11 protein-coding genes are annotated in these 14046 nt (G+C 64.1%); 5 read left to right on the forward strand and 6 right to left on the reverse strand.

The window, feature by feature from the left end; all coding sequences use genetic code 11:
* Window positions 1–2: 2 nt before the first annotated feature.
* The 3 genes from mutL to Q1W26_RS20025 form a co-directional block, all read right to left on the reverse strand.
* Window positions 3–1835 carry a DNA mismatch repair endonuclease MutL gene (gene mutL, locus Q1W26_RS20015; RefSeq protein WP_300444129.1) on the reverse strand — a complete coding sequence of 611 codons (1833 nt, stop codon included), beginning with the start codon at window positions 1833–1835 and terminating at the stop codon, window positions 3–5.
* A 178-nt stretch (window positions 1836–2013) separates the two neighbouring features.
* On the reverse strand, window positions 2014–2502 hold the full coding sequence (locus tag Q1W26_RS20020) for a hypothetical protein (RefSeq protein ID WP_300444142.1): 489 nt from the start codon (window positions 2500–2502) through the stop codon (window positions 2014–2016).
* Window positions 2503–2549: 47 nt separating this feature from the next.
* Complete coding sequence (locus Q1W26_RS20025; RefSeq protein WP_300444147.1) at window positions 2550–3014, reverse strand: hypothetical protein; 465 nt, start codon at window positions 3012–3014, stop codon at window positions 2550–2552.
* A gap of 142 nt (window positions 3015–3156) precedes the next feature.
* Here Q1W26_RS20025 and purT point away from each other — a divergent pair, with 142 nt between their 5' ends.
* Together purT and Q1W26_RS20035 are read left to right on the forward strand one after the other, a co-directional pair.
* Window positions 3157–4371, forward strand: coding sequence for a formate-dependent phosphoribosylglycinamide formyltransferase (gene purT / locus Q1W26_RS20030; protein WP_300444149.1), 1215 nt, complete (start codon window positions 3157–3159; stop codon window positions 4369–4371).
* A gap of 3 nt (window positions 4372–4374) precedes the next feature.
* Window positions 4375–5223, forward strand: a complete 849-nt coding sequence (locus Q1W26_RS20035; RefSeq protein ID WP_300444162.1) for a fumarylacetoacetate hydrolase family protein — start codon at window positions 4375–4377, stop codon at window positions 5221–5223.
* Window positions 5224–5335: 112 nt separating this feature from the next.
* Here the strand turns inward: Q1W26_RS20035 and Q1W26_RS20040 are convergent, their stop codons facing one another.
* Window positions 5336–7192, reverse strand: a complete 1857-nt coding sequence (locus Q1W26_RS20040; protein ID WP_300444167.1) for a phosphoenolpyruvate carboxykinase (GTP) — start codon at window positions 7190–7192, stop codon at window positions 5336–5338.
* 332 nt (window positions 7193–7524) lie between these two features.
* Here Q1W26_RS20040 and Q1W26_RS20045 point away from each other — a divergent pair, with 332 nt between their 5' ends.
* From Q1W26_RS20045 to pbpG, 3 genes are all read left to right on the forward strand, one after another.
* Window positions 7525–9792, forward strand: coding sequence for an NADP-dependent malic enzyme (locus Q1W26_RS20045; RefSeq protein WP_300444170.1), 2268 nt, complete (start codon window positions 7525–7527; stop codon window positions 9790–9792).
* A 102-nt stretch (window positions 9793–9894) separates the two neighbouring features.
* On the forward strand, window positions 9895–11034 hold the full coding sequence (locus Q1W26_RS20050) for a patatin-like phospholipase family protein (protein WP_300444183.1): 1140 nt from the start codon (window positions 9895–9897) through the stop codon (window positions 11032–11034).
* A gap of 261 nt (window positions 11035–11295) precedes the next feature.
* Window positions 11296–12384: a D-alanyl-D-alanine endopeptidase gene (gene pbpG / locus Q1W26_RS20055; protein WP_300444190.1), complete on the forward strand. Its 1089-nt coding sequence runs from the start codon at window positions 11296–11298 to the stop codon at window positions 12382–12384.
* 62 nt (window positions 12385–12446) lie between these two features.
* On the opposite strand, the gene Q1W26_RS20060 is transcribed toward pbpG, so the two are convergent.
* Both Q1W26_RS20060 and Q1W26_RS20065 read right to left on the reverse strand, forming a co-directional pair.
* Complete coding sequence (locus tag Q1W26_RS20060; protein WP_300444346.1) at window positions 12447–13178, reverse strand: IclR family transcriptional regulator; 732 nt, start codon at window positions 13176–13178, stop codon at window positions 12447–12449.
* Between the two features lie 137 nt (window positions 13179–13315).
* Complete coding sequence (locus Q1W26_RS20065; RefSeq protein ID WP_300444192.1) at window positions 13316–14041, reverse strand: queuosine precursor transporter; 726 nt, start codon at window positions 14039–14041, stop codon at window positions 13316–13318.
* Window positions 14042–14046: the final 5 nt, after the last annotated feature.

The following is a 14046-nucleotide window of genomic DNA, read 5'->3' on the forward strand; positions in this document are numbered from 1 at the left end:
GTCTACCGCCCGCGCAAAAACAGCTTGTCCAGCTCGGTCATCGTCAGTGCGGTCCAGGTGGGGCGGCCGTGGTTGCACTGGTCGGCGCGGTCGGTGGCTTCCATTTCGCGCAAGAGGGCGTTCATTTCTGGGATCGTGAGCGTGCGGTTGGCGCGCACGGCGCCGTGGCAGGCCATGGTGGCGAGCAGTTCGTTGCGGCGCGCGGTGATGACTTCGGTGCTGGGGTAATCGCGCAGCTCGGACAGCAGCGCGCGCACCAGTTCGCTGACCTGGGCGGAGGCCAGCAGGGCGGGCACGCTGCGTACGGCGAGTTCCTGCGGGCCGGCGGGGGCGATCTCGAAACCCATGCGTTCGAGGAGCCCCGCGTGCTCTTCGGCGCTGGCCATGTCCTTGGCGCCAACCCCGAAAACGGCCGGAATCAGCAGGCGCTGCACGCCGGGCGTGCCGTCGAGGAGGGTCTTGAGGCGCTCGTAAAGAATGCGCTCGTGGGCGGCGTGCATGTCCACCAGGATCAGGCCGGCTTCGTTCTGGGCCAGGATGTAGACGCCGTGTAGCTGGGCCACGGCATAGCCGAGGGGCGGGGCCAGATCGCTTGCGGGGAGCGCGGGCGCCGCCATGCCGCCGGAGGCCGCGGCGCCCGGACGCGGCGCGAAGGCGGTGGCCGAGAAGCCGGCGGCGGGTTCCGGCCGGGCCGAGGCGGCGAAGTCGAAGTAGGCGCGGGAGGCGGGCTCCATGGCGAGCCGCCCCTGCTGGGGTGGTTGGTGGAAATAGGTTTGCTGGGGGGCGTGGCTGGCGGGCGCCGGGCTTTCCGCGCCTTGCGTCGCGTCGGCTTCGGCGGCCGGGCTGCCCACGGCGCCTGCACCCGATGCGGCCAGCGCGCGGTGGATGGCGTGATAGACGAACTGGTGCACGGCGCGCGAGTCCCGGAAGCGGACTTCGATCTTGGCCGGGTGCACGTTCACATCCACGCCGAAGGGGTCGAGTTCGAGGAACAGCACGTAGGCCGGGTGGCGGCTGCCGTGGAGGATGTCGGCGTAGGCTTCGCGAATGGCGTGGGTGACGAGCTTGTCGCGCACGAAGCGGCCATTGACGTAGAAGAACTGGGCGTCGCGGCTGCTGCGCGAGTAGGCCGGCAGCGAGGCAAAGCCGCTGAGGCGGAGCAGGCCGGATTCGGCTTCGATGCTGCGGGCCGCGGCGAGGAAATCGTCGCCCAGCAGGGCACGCACACGGGCTTCGCGGCGGCCGGAGGGCAGGCGCAGGCTGACCCGGCCGTTGTGGGTGAGCTGCAGCGCCACGTCCGGCCGGGCCAGCGCGACGCGGCGGAAGACGTCGTCGCAGTGGGCAAATTCGGTGCCTTCGCTCTTCAGGAACTTGCGCCGCGCCGGGGTGTTGAAATAGAGATCGGCTACGTCGACCACGGTGCCGTGGTTGAGCGCCGCCGGGGCGAGTTCGCGCGGGTCGGCGTCGATGCGCCAGGCGTGGGGTTCGGTATCGAAGCGGCTGGTGATGCTCATCCGTGACACCGCGGCGATGGCCGCCAGCGCTTCGCCGCGAAAGCCCATCGTGCCCACGCGTTCCAGGTCGTCGAGGCTGGCGATCTTGCTGGTGGCGTGGCGTTCCAGCGCCAGCGGGAGTTCGTCCTTCGGAATGCCGCTGCCGTCGTCGGTGACGCGGATGCGCCGCACGCCACCTTGTTCGAGCTGCACCTCGACGGCGGTCGAGCCGGCGTCCATGGCGTTTTCAAGCACTTCCTTGAGCACCGAGGCGGGACGTTCAACCACCTCGCCGGCGGCGATCTGGTTGATGAGGTGGTCGGGGAGGAGCTGGATCGGCATGGCGGTTTCCGGGTCGGCAGGGGGCGAATTGTAGCGCCCGTGAACGAAAACGCCCCGCCAGGTTTTCGCTGGCGGGGCGTTGTGCCGATGGGCTCAGAAGGGCAGCACGTCCAGTCGGGTGATGGCCATCGAAGTGCCGGAGGCGGTGGCGAGGCTGCCGTTCAGGTTGGTGGTCAGCTCAGGGCTCGAACGTGGAGCAACTCAACGTGGTGCCGCCTTTGTCCGGCATCACGGCAAGGGTGAAGCCCTTGTCCTCGTTGTCGCCGCTGTAGCTGCCCTGGATCTCGTGCAGTTTGGCGCCCTGGGCTTTGGCCCGGGCCGCAATCGCGCTGGCGACCGCCTTGGGTTTGGCGGCAAGCGTCACGCCGATCATCGGTGCGATTTGCCCGTAGGCGGGATAAAGCATGACGCTGACCAGCGGAAAGCCGAACACGCTCAAGCCTTCGGCGGCCTTGAAGGCCGTGGCTTTCCGGCCGGCCTTCGGGATGACCGAATTGTTCGGGATGGCGCCGGTTTCCTTGAGAAGCTGGAGGTGCATCTTGATGTCGGTGTGCGGATACGACGCGCAGGTCAGGTCTTTTTCGAGGAGATCCTTGTAAGCATCGAAAACGATGGCTTGGGCCTGCGTGCTGGCAAGCACAAGCGCCACGGCCAGGTATTTTTTCATCAGGGTTTGCTCCGGTTGGCTGGGTGTCGATGAACGCTTGAAACGGCTTATTCGATGCCGCCTGCGAAATCGACTTTCATCTGCGATTTGATTTTTTTCAGCGTGGCCTGGAACTGCGGGTAGGTCATGAGCCCGAACTTCGACTTGTTGTTGAAGTCCAGCAGTTCAAAGCGTTCTTCGGCCATTGACGGGCTGCCGCTGGTGTCCAGGTATTTGACCATGGTGTAGATGTCCTGATTGACGGTGGCGACGTAGCCCAGCCCGGCAATCCAGAACTTGTAGCTGCCGTCCTTTTCCTTCGGAACCGAGCTTGAAACGTAGCCGCCGCCCTCGGGGAAGAGGATTTCCTGCTTCAGGCAGGTGTAGCCGCGCGGAATTGAAAAGTCGCAGTCGTATTTGACCTTGAAGGTGCGCTGGTTGACCTTGTCCTTGTATTCCACAAGCTTCTGCTCTGCGACGGCGGTGCTGGTGGAGAGGCAAAGGGTCAGCAACAGGCTCAGGGATTTGATCATTGGCGTAAGGGCGTTGAGGGAGATTTTTCTTTTACGGTGCCGCCCGTGGCGACTTTAGCCGGCAGCCGTAGTCGGGCTTTTTGGGTGCCTGCAGCGCGGTGCTATGATCCTGCGCCTGTATCCACCCTACCCGGAGCGACTCATGAAATTCGGCACCCCTCTCTCTCCTTCGGCCCTGCGCGTGATGCTTCTTGGCTCCGGCGAACTCGGCAAGGAAGTCCTCATCGCGCTGCAGCGCCTCGGGGTCGAGACGATTGCGGTCGATCGCTACCCGAACGCCCCCGGCCACCAGGTGGCACACCGCGCCCACGTCATCCAGATGACCGACGGCGCTGCGCTGCGCGCCCTCGTCGAGCTGGAAAAGCCGCACCTGATCGTGCCGGAAATCGAAGCCATCGCCACCGACATGCTGGTGCAGATCGAGGCCGAGGGGCTGGCCGAAGTGATTCCCACCGCCCGGGCCGCCCAGCTGACGATGAACCGCGAGGGGATCCGCCGCCTGGCCGCCGAGGAGCTGGGCCTGGCCACCTCGCCCTACCGTTTTGCCGACTCGCTGGACGAACTTCAGGCCGCCATCGATGGCAGCGACGGCGCGCCTGCCATCGGCTACCCGTGCATCGTCAAGCCGGTGATGTCGTCCTCGGGCAAGGGTCAGTCGCTGCTCCGTGGCCCGGACGACGTGAAGAAGGCCTGGGACTACGCCGCTGCCGGCGGCCGGGTCAATTCCGGGCGTGTCATCGTCGAGGGCTTCATCGATTTCGACTACGAAATCACCCTGCTCACCGTGCGCGCGTGCGATGCCGGCGGCACGGTTCAAACCTATTTCTGTGATCCCATCGGCCATGTGCAGGTGTCGGGCGATTACGTCGAATCCTGGCAGCCGCAGGCCATGAGCCCGCTGGCCCTGCAGCGCTCCCGCGAGATTGCCGGGGCGGTTACCGCCAACCTGGGCGGGCGTGGCCTGTTCGGCGTCGAACTGTTTGTGAAGGGCGATGAAGTGTGGTTCTCGGAAGTCAGCCCGCGTCCCCACGACACCGGCCTCGTCACGCTGTGCTCCCAGCGTTTCTCCGAGTTCGAGCTGCACGCCCGCGCCATTCTCGGCCTGCCGGTGGATGTGAGCCCGCGCGAGCCGGGCGCCTCCGCAGTGATCTACGGCGGTATGGACGAAGCCGGCATTGCCTTCGAAGGCGTGGCCGACGCGCTGGCCGTGCCGCGCACCGACATTCGCCTGTTCGGCAAGCCGGAAGCATTCGTCAAGCGCCGCATGGGCGTGGTGGTGGCCAATGGCGCCGACGTGGGCGAAGCCCGCGAGCGGGCGAAGCTGGCGGCCGGCAAGGTCAGGCCGGTAAAGGCATAAACCATGAAGCTGCTGCGCTACGGCCCGCCGGGCCAGGAGAAACCGGGGATGCTCGATGGGGAAGGCCACATCTGCGATCTCTCGGGTCTGCTCGACGACATCACCCCCAAAACCCTCGCGCCGGCCGCGCTGGAGGTGTTGCGTGCCATCGACCCGAGCCGTCTGCCACGGGTTGCGGGCGAGCCGCGCCTCGGCGTGCCCTGGAGCGGCACGCCCAAGTACATCGCCATCGGGCTCAACTACCACGATCACGCCATCGAATCCGGCATGCCGGTGCCGGTCGAGCCGGTGATGTTTCCCAAGTGGACCAGCTGCCTGTGCGGCCCGAACGACGACATCGTGCCGCCGGCCGATTTCAATCGCCTCGACTGGGAGGTCGAGCTGGGCATCGTCATCGGAAGCCGGGCACGCAATGTGTCGGTGGAGGATGCGCTCACCCACGTGGCGGGGTTTTGCGTGGCCAATGACGTTTCCGAGCGCACCTGGCAGCTCGAGCGTAGCGGCGGCCAGTGGGGCAAGGGCAAGGGCTTCGATACCTTCGGCCCGGTGGGCCCGTGGCTGGTGACGCCGGATGAAGTGGCCGATCCGCAGGCCCTCGAGCTGTGGCTGGATGTGAACGGCGAGCGCATGCAAACCGGCAACAGCCGTCTGATGATCTTCTCGTGCGCCGAGCTTGTGGCCCGTTGCAGCCGGGTGATGACCCTCGAGCCGGGCGACCTGATCATTACCGGCACGCCGCCGGGCGTCGGCATGGGTTTCAAACCGCCGCGCTTTCTCAAGGTGGGCGACGTGGTCGAACTGGGAATTTCCGGGCTCGGCAGCCAGCGTCAGCGGGTCGTGGCGGGGCTTTAGGTTTTAGACAGCCAGGCGTTTGCGTGCTTCGATAGTCTGTTGTTAACGTAAAAAGCGCCGGTTGTCCGGCGCTTTTTTGTGCTCGTTGCAGCCTTGCGGCTGCGCGGTGCAATTACACGGACATGGCCAGTTCGAACAGTTCGCGCTTGAGCATGAATTGCTTGGGCAGACGATCCTGCAGCTTTTCGAACCACTCCTTGTGGCCGGCCAGCTCGGTCTTCCAGGCTTCGGCATCGATCTTGGTGAGTGCTTCGAACTCTTCCTTGGTGACGTCGGAGCCGGTCCAGTCGATGTCTTCGTACTGGGGCATCCAGCCGAGGGCGTTTTCCTTGGCGTGGACACGGCCGCGGACGCGATCGACAACCCATTTCAGGACACGCATGTTCTCGCCGAAGCCGGGCCACATGAATTCGCCCTTCTCGTTCATGCGGAACCAGTTCACGCAGAAGATGCCGGGCGCCTGATCCACGGTGTGACCCATCTTCAGCCAGTGGTTGAAGTAGTCACCCATGTGGTAGCCGCAGAACGGCAGCATGGCGAACGGATCGCGACGGACTACGCCCTGGGCGCCGAAGGCGGCAGCGGTGGTTTCGGAGCCGAGGGTGGCTGCCATGTAGACGCCGTAGTTCCAGTTGAAGGCCTGGTATACCAGCGGCACGGTGGTGGCACGACGGCCGCCGAAGATGAAGGCGGAAATCGGCACGCCGGCCGGATCTTCCCAGTTCGGGTCGATGGACGGGCACTGGCTGGCCGGGGCGGTGAAGCGGGAGTTCGGGTGGGCAGCCTTGCGGCCGGTTTCCTTGGCGATCTCCGGGGTCCAGTCCTTGCCTTGCCAGTCGATCAGGTGCGCCGGCGCTTCCTTGGTCATGCCTTCCCACCACACATCGCCATCGTCGGTCAGCGCGACGTTGGTGAAGATGATGTTTTCCTTGAGGGTGGCCAGCGCGTTGAAGTTGGTCTTCTCGGAGGTGCCCGGTGCGACGCCGAAGAAGCCGGCTTCCGGGTTGATGGCGTAGAAGCGGGTGGTGCCGTCGGCTTCCTTGCGGGGCTTGATCCAGGCGATGTCGTCACCGACGGTGGAGATCTTCCAGCCGTCGAAGGAGCGCGGCGGGATCAGCATCGCGAAGTTGGTCTTGCCGCAGGCGGACGGGAAGGCGGCGGCGACGTAGGTCTTCTCGCCGGTGGGGCTTTCCACGCCGAGGATCAGCATGTGTTCGGCCAGCCAGCCTTCGTCGCGGGCCATGTTGGAGGCGATGCGCAGCGCGAAGCACTTCTTGCCGAGCAGGGCATTGCCGCCGTAGCCGGAGCCGTAGGACCAGATCTCGCGGGTTTCGGGGTAATGGACGATGTACTTGACGGTCGGGTTGCAGGGCCAGGCGGAGTCCTTCTCGCCGTGGGCCAGCGGGGCGCCAACCGTGTGCATGCAGGGGACGAATTCGCCGTCGGTGCCGAGCACGTCATAGACTGCCTTGCCCATGCGGGTCATGACGCGCATGTTGGTGACGACGTAGGGGCTGTCGGAGATTTCGACGCCGATGTGGGCGATCGGCGAGCCGAGGGGGCCCATCGAGAACGGAATGACGTACAGCGTGCGGCCGTGCATGCAGCCCTTGAACAGTTCGTTCAGGGTCTTGCGCATCTTGGCCGGGTCTTCCCAGTTGTTGGTGGGGCCGGCGTCGTCCTTGTTGGCGCAGCAGATGTAGGTGCGGTCTTCCACGCGGGCCACGTCGGACGGGTCGGAGCAGGCGAGGTAGGAGTTCTTGCGCTTTTCCGGGTTCAGCTTGATGAGCATCCCGGCATCGACCATCTCGGCACAGAGGCGGTCGTATTCTTCTTGCGAGCCATCACACCAGACCACGCGATCGGGCTCGGTGAGGGTAGCGATCTCGGCAACCCATTGCTTGAGCTTCTGGTTCTTGACGTATTCGGGGGCGGCTGCGATGGCGGCTTCGGCAATGCTTTGAGACATCAGACGATTCTCCAGGACGTTACGGATGCGTTGTTTCACGTTTGCCGGCGGGGAGCTTGCCGGCTGGGTAATCGCGTCTTTGGGCCTCCAGGGCGCGGCGCGTATTATTGGGCGTCGATAGGATTGCCGCCGGTTGATTGCCGCCGGTTCATTCCGGTTCGGGTCAATCGGGAATAACCCTAAAGAAGCTAGCCTGTAATTATGCCACGGTTCGCAAGGTGACGTAATTCACCCGTCACGCCGAAATGCTGCGGATGTCACGAATTGCCGTCATTGCGCTTTGGCAGGATCATGGGTCGGGAACAGCAACAACACACGAGAGGGAGAAAAGCATGGATGAGCAAATTCGCCAGGCCGCACTGGAATACCACCGCCTGCCCAAGCCGGGCAAGATTTCGATCGCCCCCACCAAGGCGCTGACCAACCAGCAGGATCTTTCGCTGGCCTATTCGCCCGGCGTGGCTGCTGCCTGCGACGCGATTGTCGAAGACCCGGCCGAAGCCGCGTCGCTGACTTCGCGCAGCAACCTCATTGGCGTCGTCACCAACGGCACCGCGGTGCTGGGCCTGGGCAACATCGGCCCGCTGGCTGCCAAGCCGGTGATGGAAGGCAAGGCCGTGCTGTTCAAGAAGTTTGCCGGCATCGACGTGTTCGACCTGGAAATCGACGAACCCGACGCCGACAAGCTGATCGACATGATTGCGGCGCTGGAACCCACCTTCGGCGGCATCAACCTTGAAGACATCAAGGCGCCGGAGTGCTTCTACATCGAGAAGAAGCTGCGCGAGCGCATGAAGATTCCGGTTTTCCATGATGACCAGCACGGCACTGCGATCGTCGTCGGCGCTGCGATCCTCAACGGCCTGCATCTGCTGGGCAAGAGTCTGTCGACGGTCAAGCTGGTGACTTCCGGCGCCGGCGCGGCTGCGCTGGCCTGCCTCGATCTGCTGGTGATGCTTGGCGTGCCTGTCGAGAACATCTGGGTGACCGACCTTGAAGGCGTGGTGTATGTGGGCCGTACCAAACTGATGGATCCGATCAAGGACCGTTACGCCAAGGTGACCGACGCCCGCACGCTGGGCGAGGTGATCGAGGGCGCCGACGTGTTCCTGGGCCTGTCGGCGGGTGGTGTGATGAAGCCCGAGATGGTTGCCAAAATGGCGCCCAATCCGATGATCATGGCGTTGGCCAACCCGACGCCGGAAATCCTGCCCGAAGAAGTGAAAAAGGTGCGCAGCGACGCGCTGATGGCCACTGGCCGTTCGGATTACCCGAACCAGGTGAACAACGTGCTGTGCTTCCCGTTCATCTTCCGCGGCGCGCTCGACGTGGGCGCCACCACCATCACCGACCAGATGAAGCTGGCTGCCGTGAAGGCGATTGCCGAACTGGCCCGTGCCGAGGCGTCGGACATCGTGGCGGCGGCCTACGGCGAGAACGTCTCCGGCTTTGGTCCCGAGTACATCATTCCCAAGCCCTTCGACCCGCGCCTGATCGTCAAGATTGCGCCGGAAGTGGCGCGCGCGGCGATGGAGTCCGGTGTGGCGACGCGTCCGATCACCGATTTCGAGGCCTACCGCCAGCAGCTCAACAACTTCGTGTGGCAGTCCGGCCTGGTCATGAAACCGGTCTTCCAGGCGGCCAAGCGTGCGCCCAAGCGCATCATCTTCTCGGAGGGCGAGGCCGAGCGCGTGCTGCGCGCCGTGCAAACGGTGGTGGACGAGGGGCTGTGCCGGCCCATCCTGATCGGCCGCCCCGAGGTCGTGGTCGAGAGCATCGAGCGCTTCGGCTTGCGTCTGCGTCCGGAACTCGACTTCGAAATGGTCAACCCCGACACCGATCCGCGCTACGAGCAGCTGTGGAGCCACTACCACTCGCAAATGGAGCGCAAGGGCGTGTCGATGGATTACGCCAAGCGCGAGGTGCGTCGCCGCCCGACCCTGCTGGGCGCGCTGCTGCTCAAGTTCGGCTACGCCGACGGGATGATCTGCGGCACCTACGGCATGCATGGCTTGCACCTCAAGTTCATCGAAACAGTGCTCGGCCGCCAGAAGGGCGTGCGCAACTTCTACACGATGAACCTGCTCACCCTGCCGGGCCGCACGGTGTTTTTGTGCGACACCTACGTCAATTACGATCCGACTCCCGAGCAGGTCGTCGAGATGACCCGGCTTGCGGCCGACGAGGTGCGCCGCTTCGGCATCCAGCCGCGCATTGCGCTCTTGTCCCATTCCAGTTTCGGCACCGATATCTCGCCGACCGCCGACAAGATGAGAAAGGCGCTGGTGATGCTGCACACCGAGCATCCCGAACTCGACGTGGAAGGCGAGATGCACGGCGATGCGGCGCTGGATGCGGGCATCCGCAAACAGGTCTTCCCCAACGCCAGGATGAGCGAGGACGCCAACCTTCTGATCTTCCCGACCCTGGATGCGGCCAACATCGCCTTCAACCTGCTCAAGACCGCTTCCGGAGAAGGCATGACCATCGGTCCGATCCTGCTCGGTTCGGCCAAGCCGGTGCATATCCTCACGCCCACCGCAACCGTGCGGCGGATCATCAACATGACGGCGCTGACCGTCGTCGAGGCAGGGCGCTAAAAGGGAAAGGCAGCCTGTTTTTGCCCTGAGCCGTGCCGACGGGCTGCGCCCGCGCCTGTCCATGCCGTTAAACTTCCTGAAATAAACGATCGGGGAGGCGGCATGGCAGCAGGACGGACAGCACTGGTGCTCACCGGTGGGGGCGCGCGGGCCGCTTATCAGGTCGGTGTGCTCATCGCCGTGCGCGACGTGTGGGGCAAGCGCCCGGAGAATCCGTTTCCCATCATCTGCGGAACCTCGGCCGGGGCCGTCAACGCGGTGGCGTTGGCGGTCTTCTCGGCCGATTTCAACGAGGCGGTGCGCAAGCTCGCCTTCATCTGGCGAAATTTCCACGTCGATCACGTGTATCGGGCCGACACGCTGGCGATCACCGAATCGGTGCTGCGCTGGGGGTCGGCCATTTTTTTGGGCTGGCTGGCCCGCCAGACGCCCCATTCGCTGCTCGACAACAGCCCGCTGAGAGAACTCCTCGAAGCCCAGCTCGATTTCAGCGCCATCGGCCGCGCCATTACCGATGGCCACCTGCAGGCCGTCTCGGTGACAGCGTCCGGCTACACCTCCGGCGAGAGTCTGGCGTTCTTCCAGGGGCGCGAAGAGCTGCAGCCCTGGCGTCGCGCCCAGCGCATCGGCGTGCGTACCGAACTGAAGGTCGAGCACCTGCTGGCCTCGAGCGCCATTCCGTTTGTCTTTCCGGCCGTGCGCATCAACCGCGAGTATTTCGGTGATGGCTCCATGCGCCAGTTGGCGCCGATCAGCCCGGTGATCCACCTGGGGGCAGAACGCATTCTGGTGATTGCCGGCGGCCGCCGCTCCGAGGAGGCGCGCCAGCGCTCCGATGCCTACCCGTCACCGGCCCAGGTGGCGGGTCACGCCATGTCGAGCATCTTTCTCGACGGTCTGGCCATGGATCTCGAGCGGCTTGAGCGCATCAACGCCATCGTGGACGCAATCGAGCCGTCGCGGCGAGCCGAGGCCGGCATTCCCCTCAAGAAAATCGAAACCCTGGTGATTGCACCATCGCAACGACTGGACTATCTTGCCGCCCGTCATCGTAATGCCTTACCACGGGCCCTGAGCCTTGTTCTACGCGGGATTGGTGCAACGCGGAAGAACGGCTCGGTGTTACTCTCCTACCTTTTGTTCGAGCGAGGGTATACCCGTTCTTTGATGGAGTTGGGCTACCGGGATGCCATGAGCCGGCGGGCCGAACTGACGCGCTTCCTGCATGGCGCTGGCCAGTGACAGGCCTCGATCGGGGTGCATCCGGAGGCTTGGGCTCCTGCTTACAAAAAAACATTCACAAAAAACTTCAAAAATTTAAAATAAACCATTATTTTGAATAAGAAGTCTGCCGTTGATGGACTTGACCCCGAGGGGGCTTCAGGACCAAGCAAGTCGATGATCGGCCGGGAGGCGGTCCAGTCCGCGAGAGTGCTTCATCGCGAAGGTTTGTTATCTGGGAAGGGCGTGCCCTTCCTGTTTCTGATTCAATATTGAAATACGATGAAAATCCGTAATACCGTAATCGCCTTGCTGAGCGTTTTTGTGCTCGGCTCAGTGGCACCCGCCGACGCTCTTGCTGCTGCGCAGCGTCCGTCATCCAAAAAAACTGCCGAGGCCAAGCCTGTGGCCAGACTGGCTGCGAAGTCTGCCGCCAAACCCGGGAAGCGTGCCGACGCGGCAGACCGGATTGTCGCCCGGGCTGGCAAGTCGGCCAGCCAGCGGGAGAAAAACCGTCGCGTAGCCTACGCCTCGCCGCTGGTTCAGCGCACCGCCGTGGCTGCGGTGGGGCCGGAAATCGACCAGGAGGGCAACCCGCTGCTGCACTCGGCCGCCTTCATGATTGCCGACCAGGCAACGGGCAACGTGCTGCTCGAAAAAAATTCCGACGCAGTGCTGCCGATCGCCTCCATCACCAAGCTCATGACGGCGATGGTGGTGCTGGATGCGCGCCTCAGCCTGGGTGAGTCGCTGGTCATCGCTGGGGACGACGTGGATACCCTGCGCAACAGCAGCTCGCACGTGCCGGTGGGTACCGAGCTGTCCCGCGAGGACATGCTGCGCCTGGCGCTGATGTCATCCGAAAACCGGGCTGCAGCGGCGCTGGCCCGTAATTACCCCGGCGGCTTGCCGGCCTTCGTGATGGCCATGAACCGCAAGGCGACATCCCTTGGCCTCCGCGAGACGCGCTTCTCCGACAGCACCGGCCTCAACTCGGCCAACGTGTCGAGCGCTCGCGATCTGGTCAAGATGGTGTCGGCGGCGTCCCGCTATCCGCTGATCCGCGAGTTTTCCACAACGGCCAACTACGTCGTGTCGCTTAACGGGCGCCAGCGTCAGTTCAACAACACCAACGCACTGGTGAGCAGCCCGGACTGGCAGATCGGGGTCTCCAAGACCGGTTTCATCAATGAGTCCGGCAAGTGCCTGGTGATGCAGGCCTGGCTGCTCAACAAGCCGATGATCATCGTGCTGCTCGATTCCTTCGGACGTTTTACCCGCGTGGCGGACGCCCAGCGGGTCAAGCGTTGGCTGGAGAGCGCAGCCGTGCAGCAGAAGGTTGCCGCGAACCTTCGTGGCCCGGCTACCTGAGTACGCTTAGGCTGAGACAAAAAAAGGCGCCACGCGGCGCCTTTTTTCATTGCGGCTGCGCTTCAGCGTGCCGGCGGCTGGATGTAGCCGAGGGAGTGGGAGATTTCGTCTGCCGTTTCGCGAATCAGCGGTGCCCAGTCGGCGTCGAAGCGCTCGGAGGGGGTCGAGAGGGACAGCCCGGCCACCAGCTCGCCGCTGTCGTCACGGATGCCGGCAGCGATGCAGCGTACGCCGTTTTCGACTTCGTCGAGGTCGAAGGCAACACCATGGCGGCGTACCTTGTCGAGCTCCTTCTCAAGGCCCTGCAGGGTGGTGAGCGAGGTTGGCGTGGAGGCGGGCAGGCCGGTGCGCCTGGCGTAATCCTTGACCTTCTGGGCGCCGTCTTCGACGAGGAAGAGCTTGCCGGTGGCGGTGGTGTGCAGCGGAGCTCGGGCGCCTACGATGTGCACCACGCGCACTGCCGAGCGCCCGCTGGAGGTGCGTTCGACGTAAACGATTTCGTCACCGGCACGGATGCCCAGATTGACGCTTTCGCCGGTGGCGGCATGCAGCTTGAGCATGGCCGGCATGGCGGTTTCGCGCAGCGAGATGCGTGATTTGACGATGCTGCCCAACTCGAGCAGACGAATGCCCAGGCGATAGACGCCGGCCTCGCCGCGTTCCACGAAACCGCTGCCGGTCATGGCGCCGAGAATGCGGTGTGCCGTGGACGGATGCAGGCCGGTTTCTGTGGCGAGTTGCTTGAGGGGAACCGGATCGGGATGCTCGGCGAGCACGTCGAGCAGCTTCATCATGCGCTCGATGACCTGGATCGGATTCTTCGCGGGTTCTTGTGTGGACAACGGTTTCTGCCTGTTCGTCAGCGGTGGGGAATGGTAGCCCAGGAGAGCCTATTTCGCCTAGTGAAATGCTGCGCTGCAGCAAAAACGGATTAGAGCTTGATCGAAAAGGGCGTGAAGTTGGTGGCCACGTCGTAGTGGTCTTCGCGTTCGGCGTGCTTGAGCGCGGCGACGATCTTGTAGGTGAGGGGCGTGAACAGCACTTCGACGCCAACCTTGGAAACGAACTGGGTGAGCATGATGCCGGCCAGCAGTTCGTTCGGGATGAGCCCGGAATTCCAGAACGCGAGCGGGTAGAAAAGCAGTGAGTCGACGCCCTCGCCGACGAGGGTCGAGCCGATGGTGCGCTTCCAGAGGTGGCGTCCGTTGCTGCGGATTTTCATCCGGGCGAGGATGAATGAATTGACGAATTCGCCACAGAAAAACGCACACAGCGAAGCGCCGACGATGCGCCAGGTGGAGCCGAAGGCGATTTCGTAGGCCGGCTGGTTGGCCCAGGTGGGCGCCGGGGGCAGGGCCACGACGACTGCGGCCATCACCGACGCAAAGACCATGGCGCCGAAGCCGGCCCAGATCACCCGCCGGGCGCGGGCGTAGCCGTACACCTCGGTGAGGATGTCACCAAAAATATAGGAGACGGGGAAGAACAGCACGCCAGCGCCAAAGGTGACGGGGCCCCAGCCGGGTAGATCGAGCTGGGCGGCCTTGGCGGGGCCGATCAGGTTGGAGCACAGATAGACGGCGACGAAGGCCGCCATCACGAATTCGTAGTACTTGTACTGGCGGCTTGGGCTGGCGTGGGTGTGGTCGGGGCGCATGGGAG

It is taken from the genome of Zoogloea sp. (assembly GCF_030157465.1).
Taxonomy (GTDB): Bacteria; Pseudomonadota; Gammaproteobacteria; order Burkholderiales; family Rhodocyclaceae; genus Zoogloea.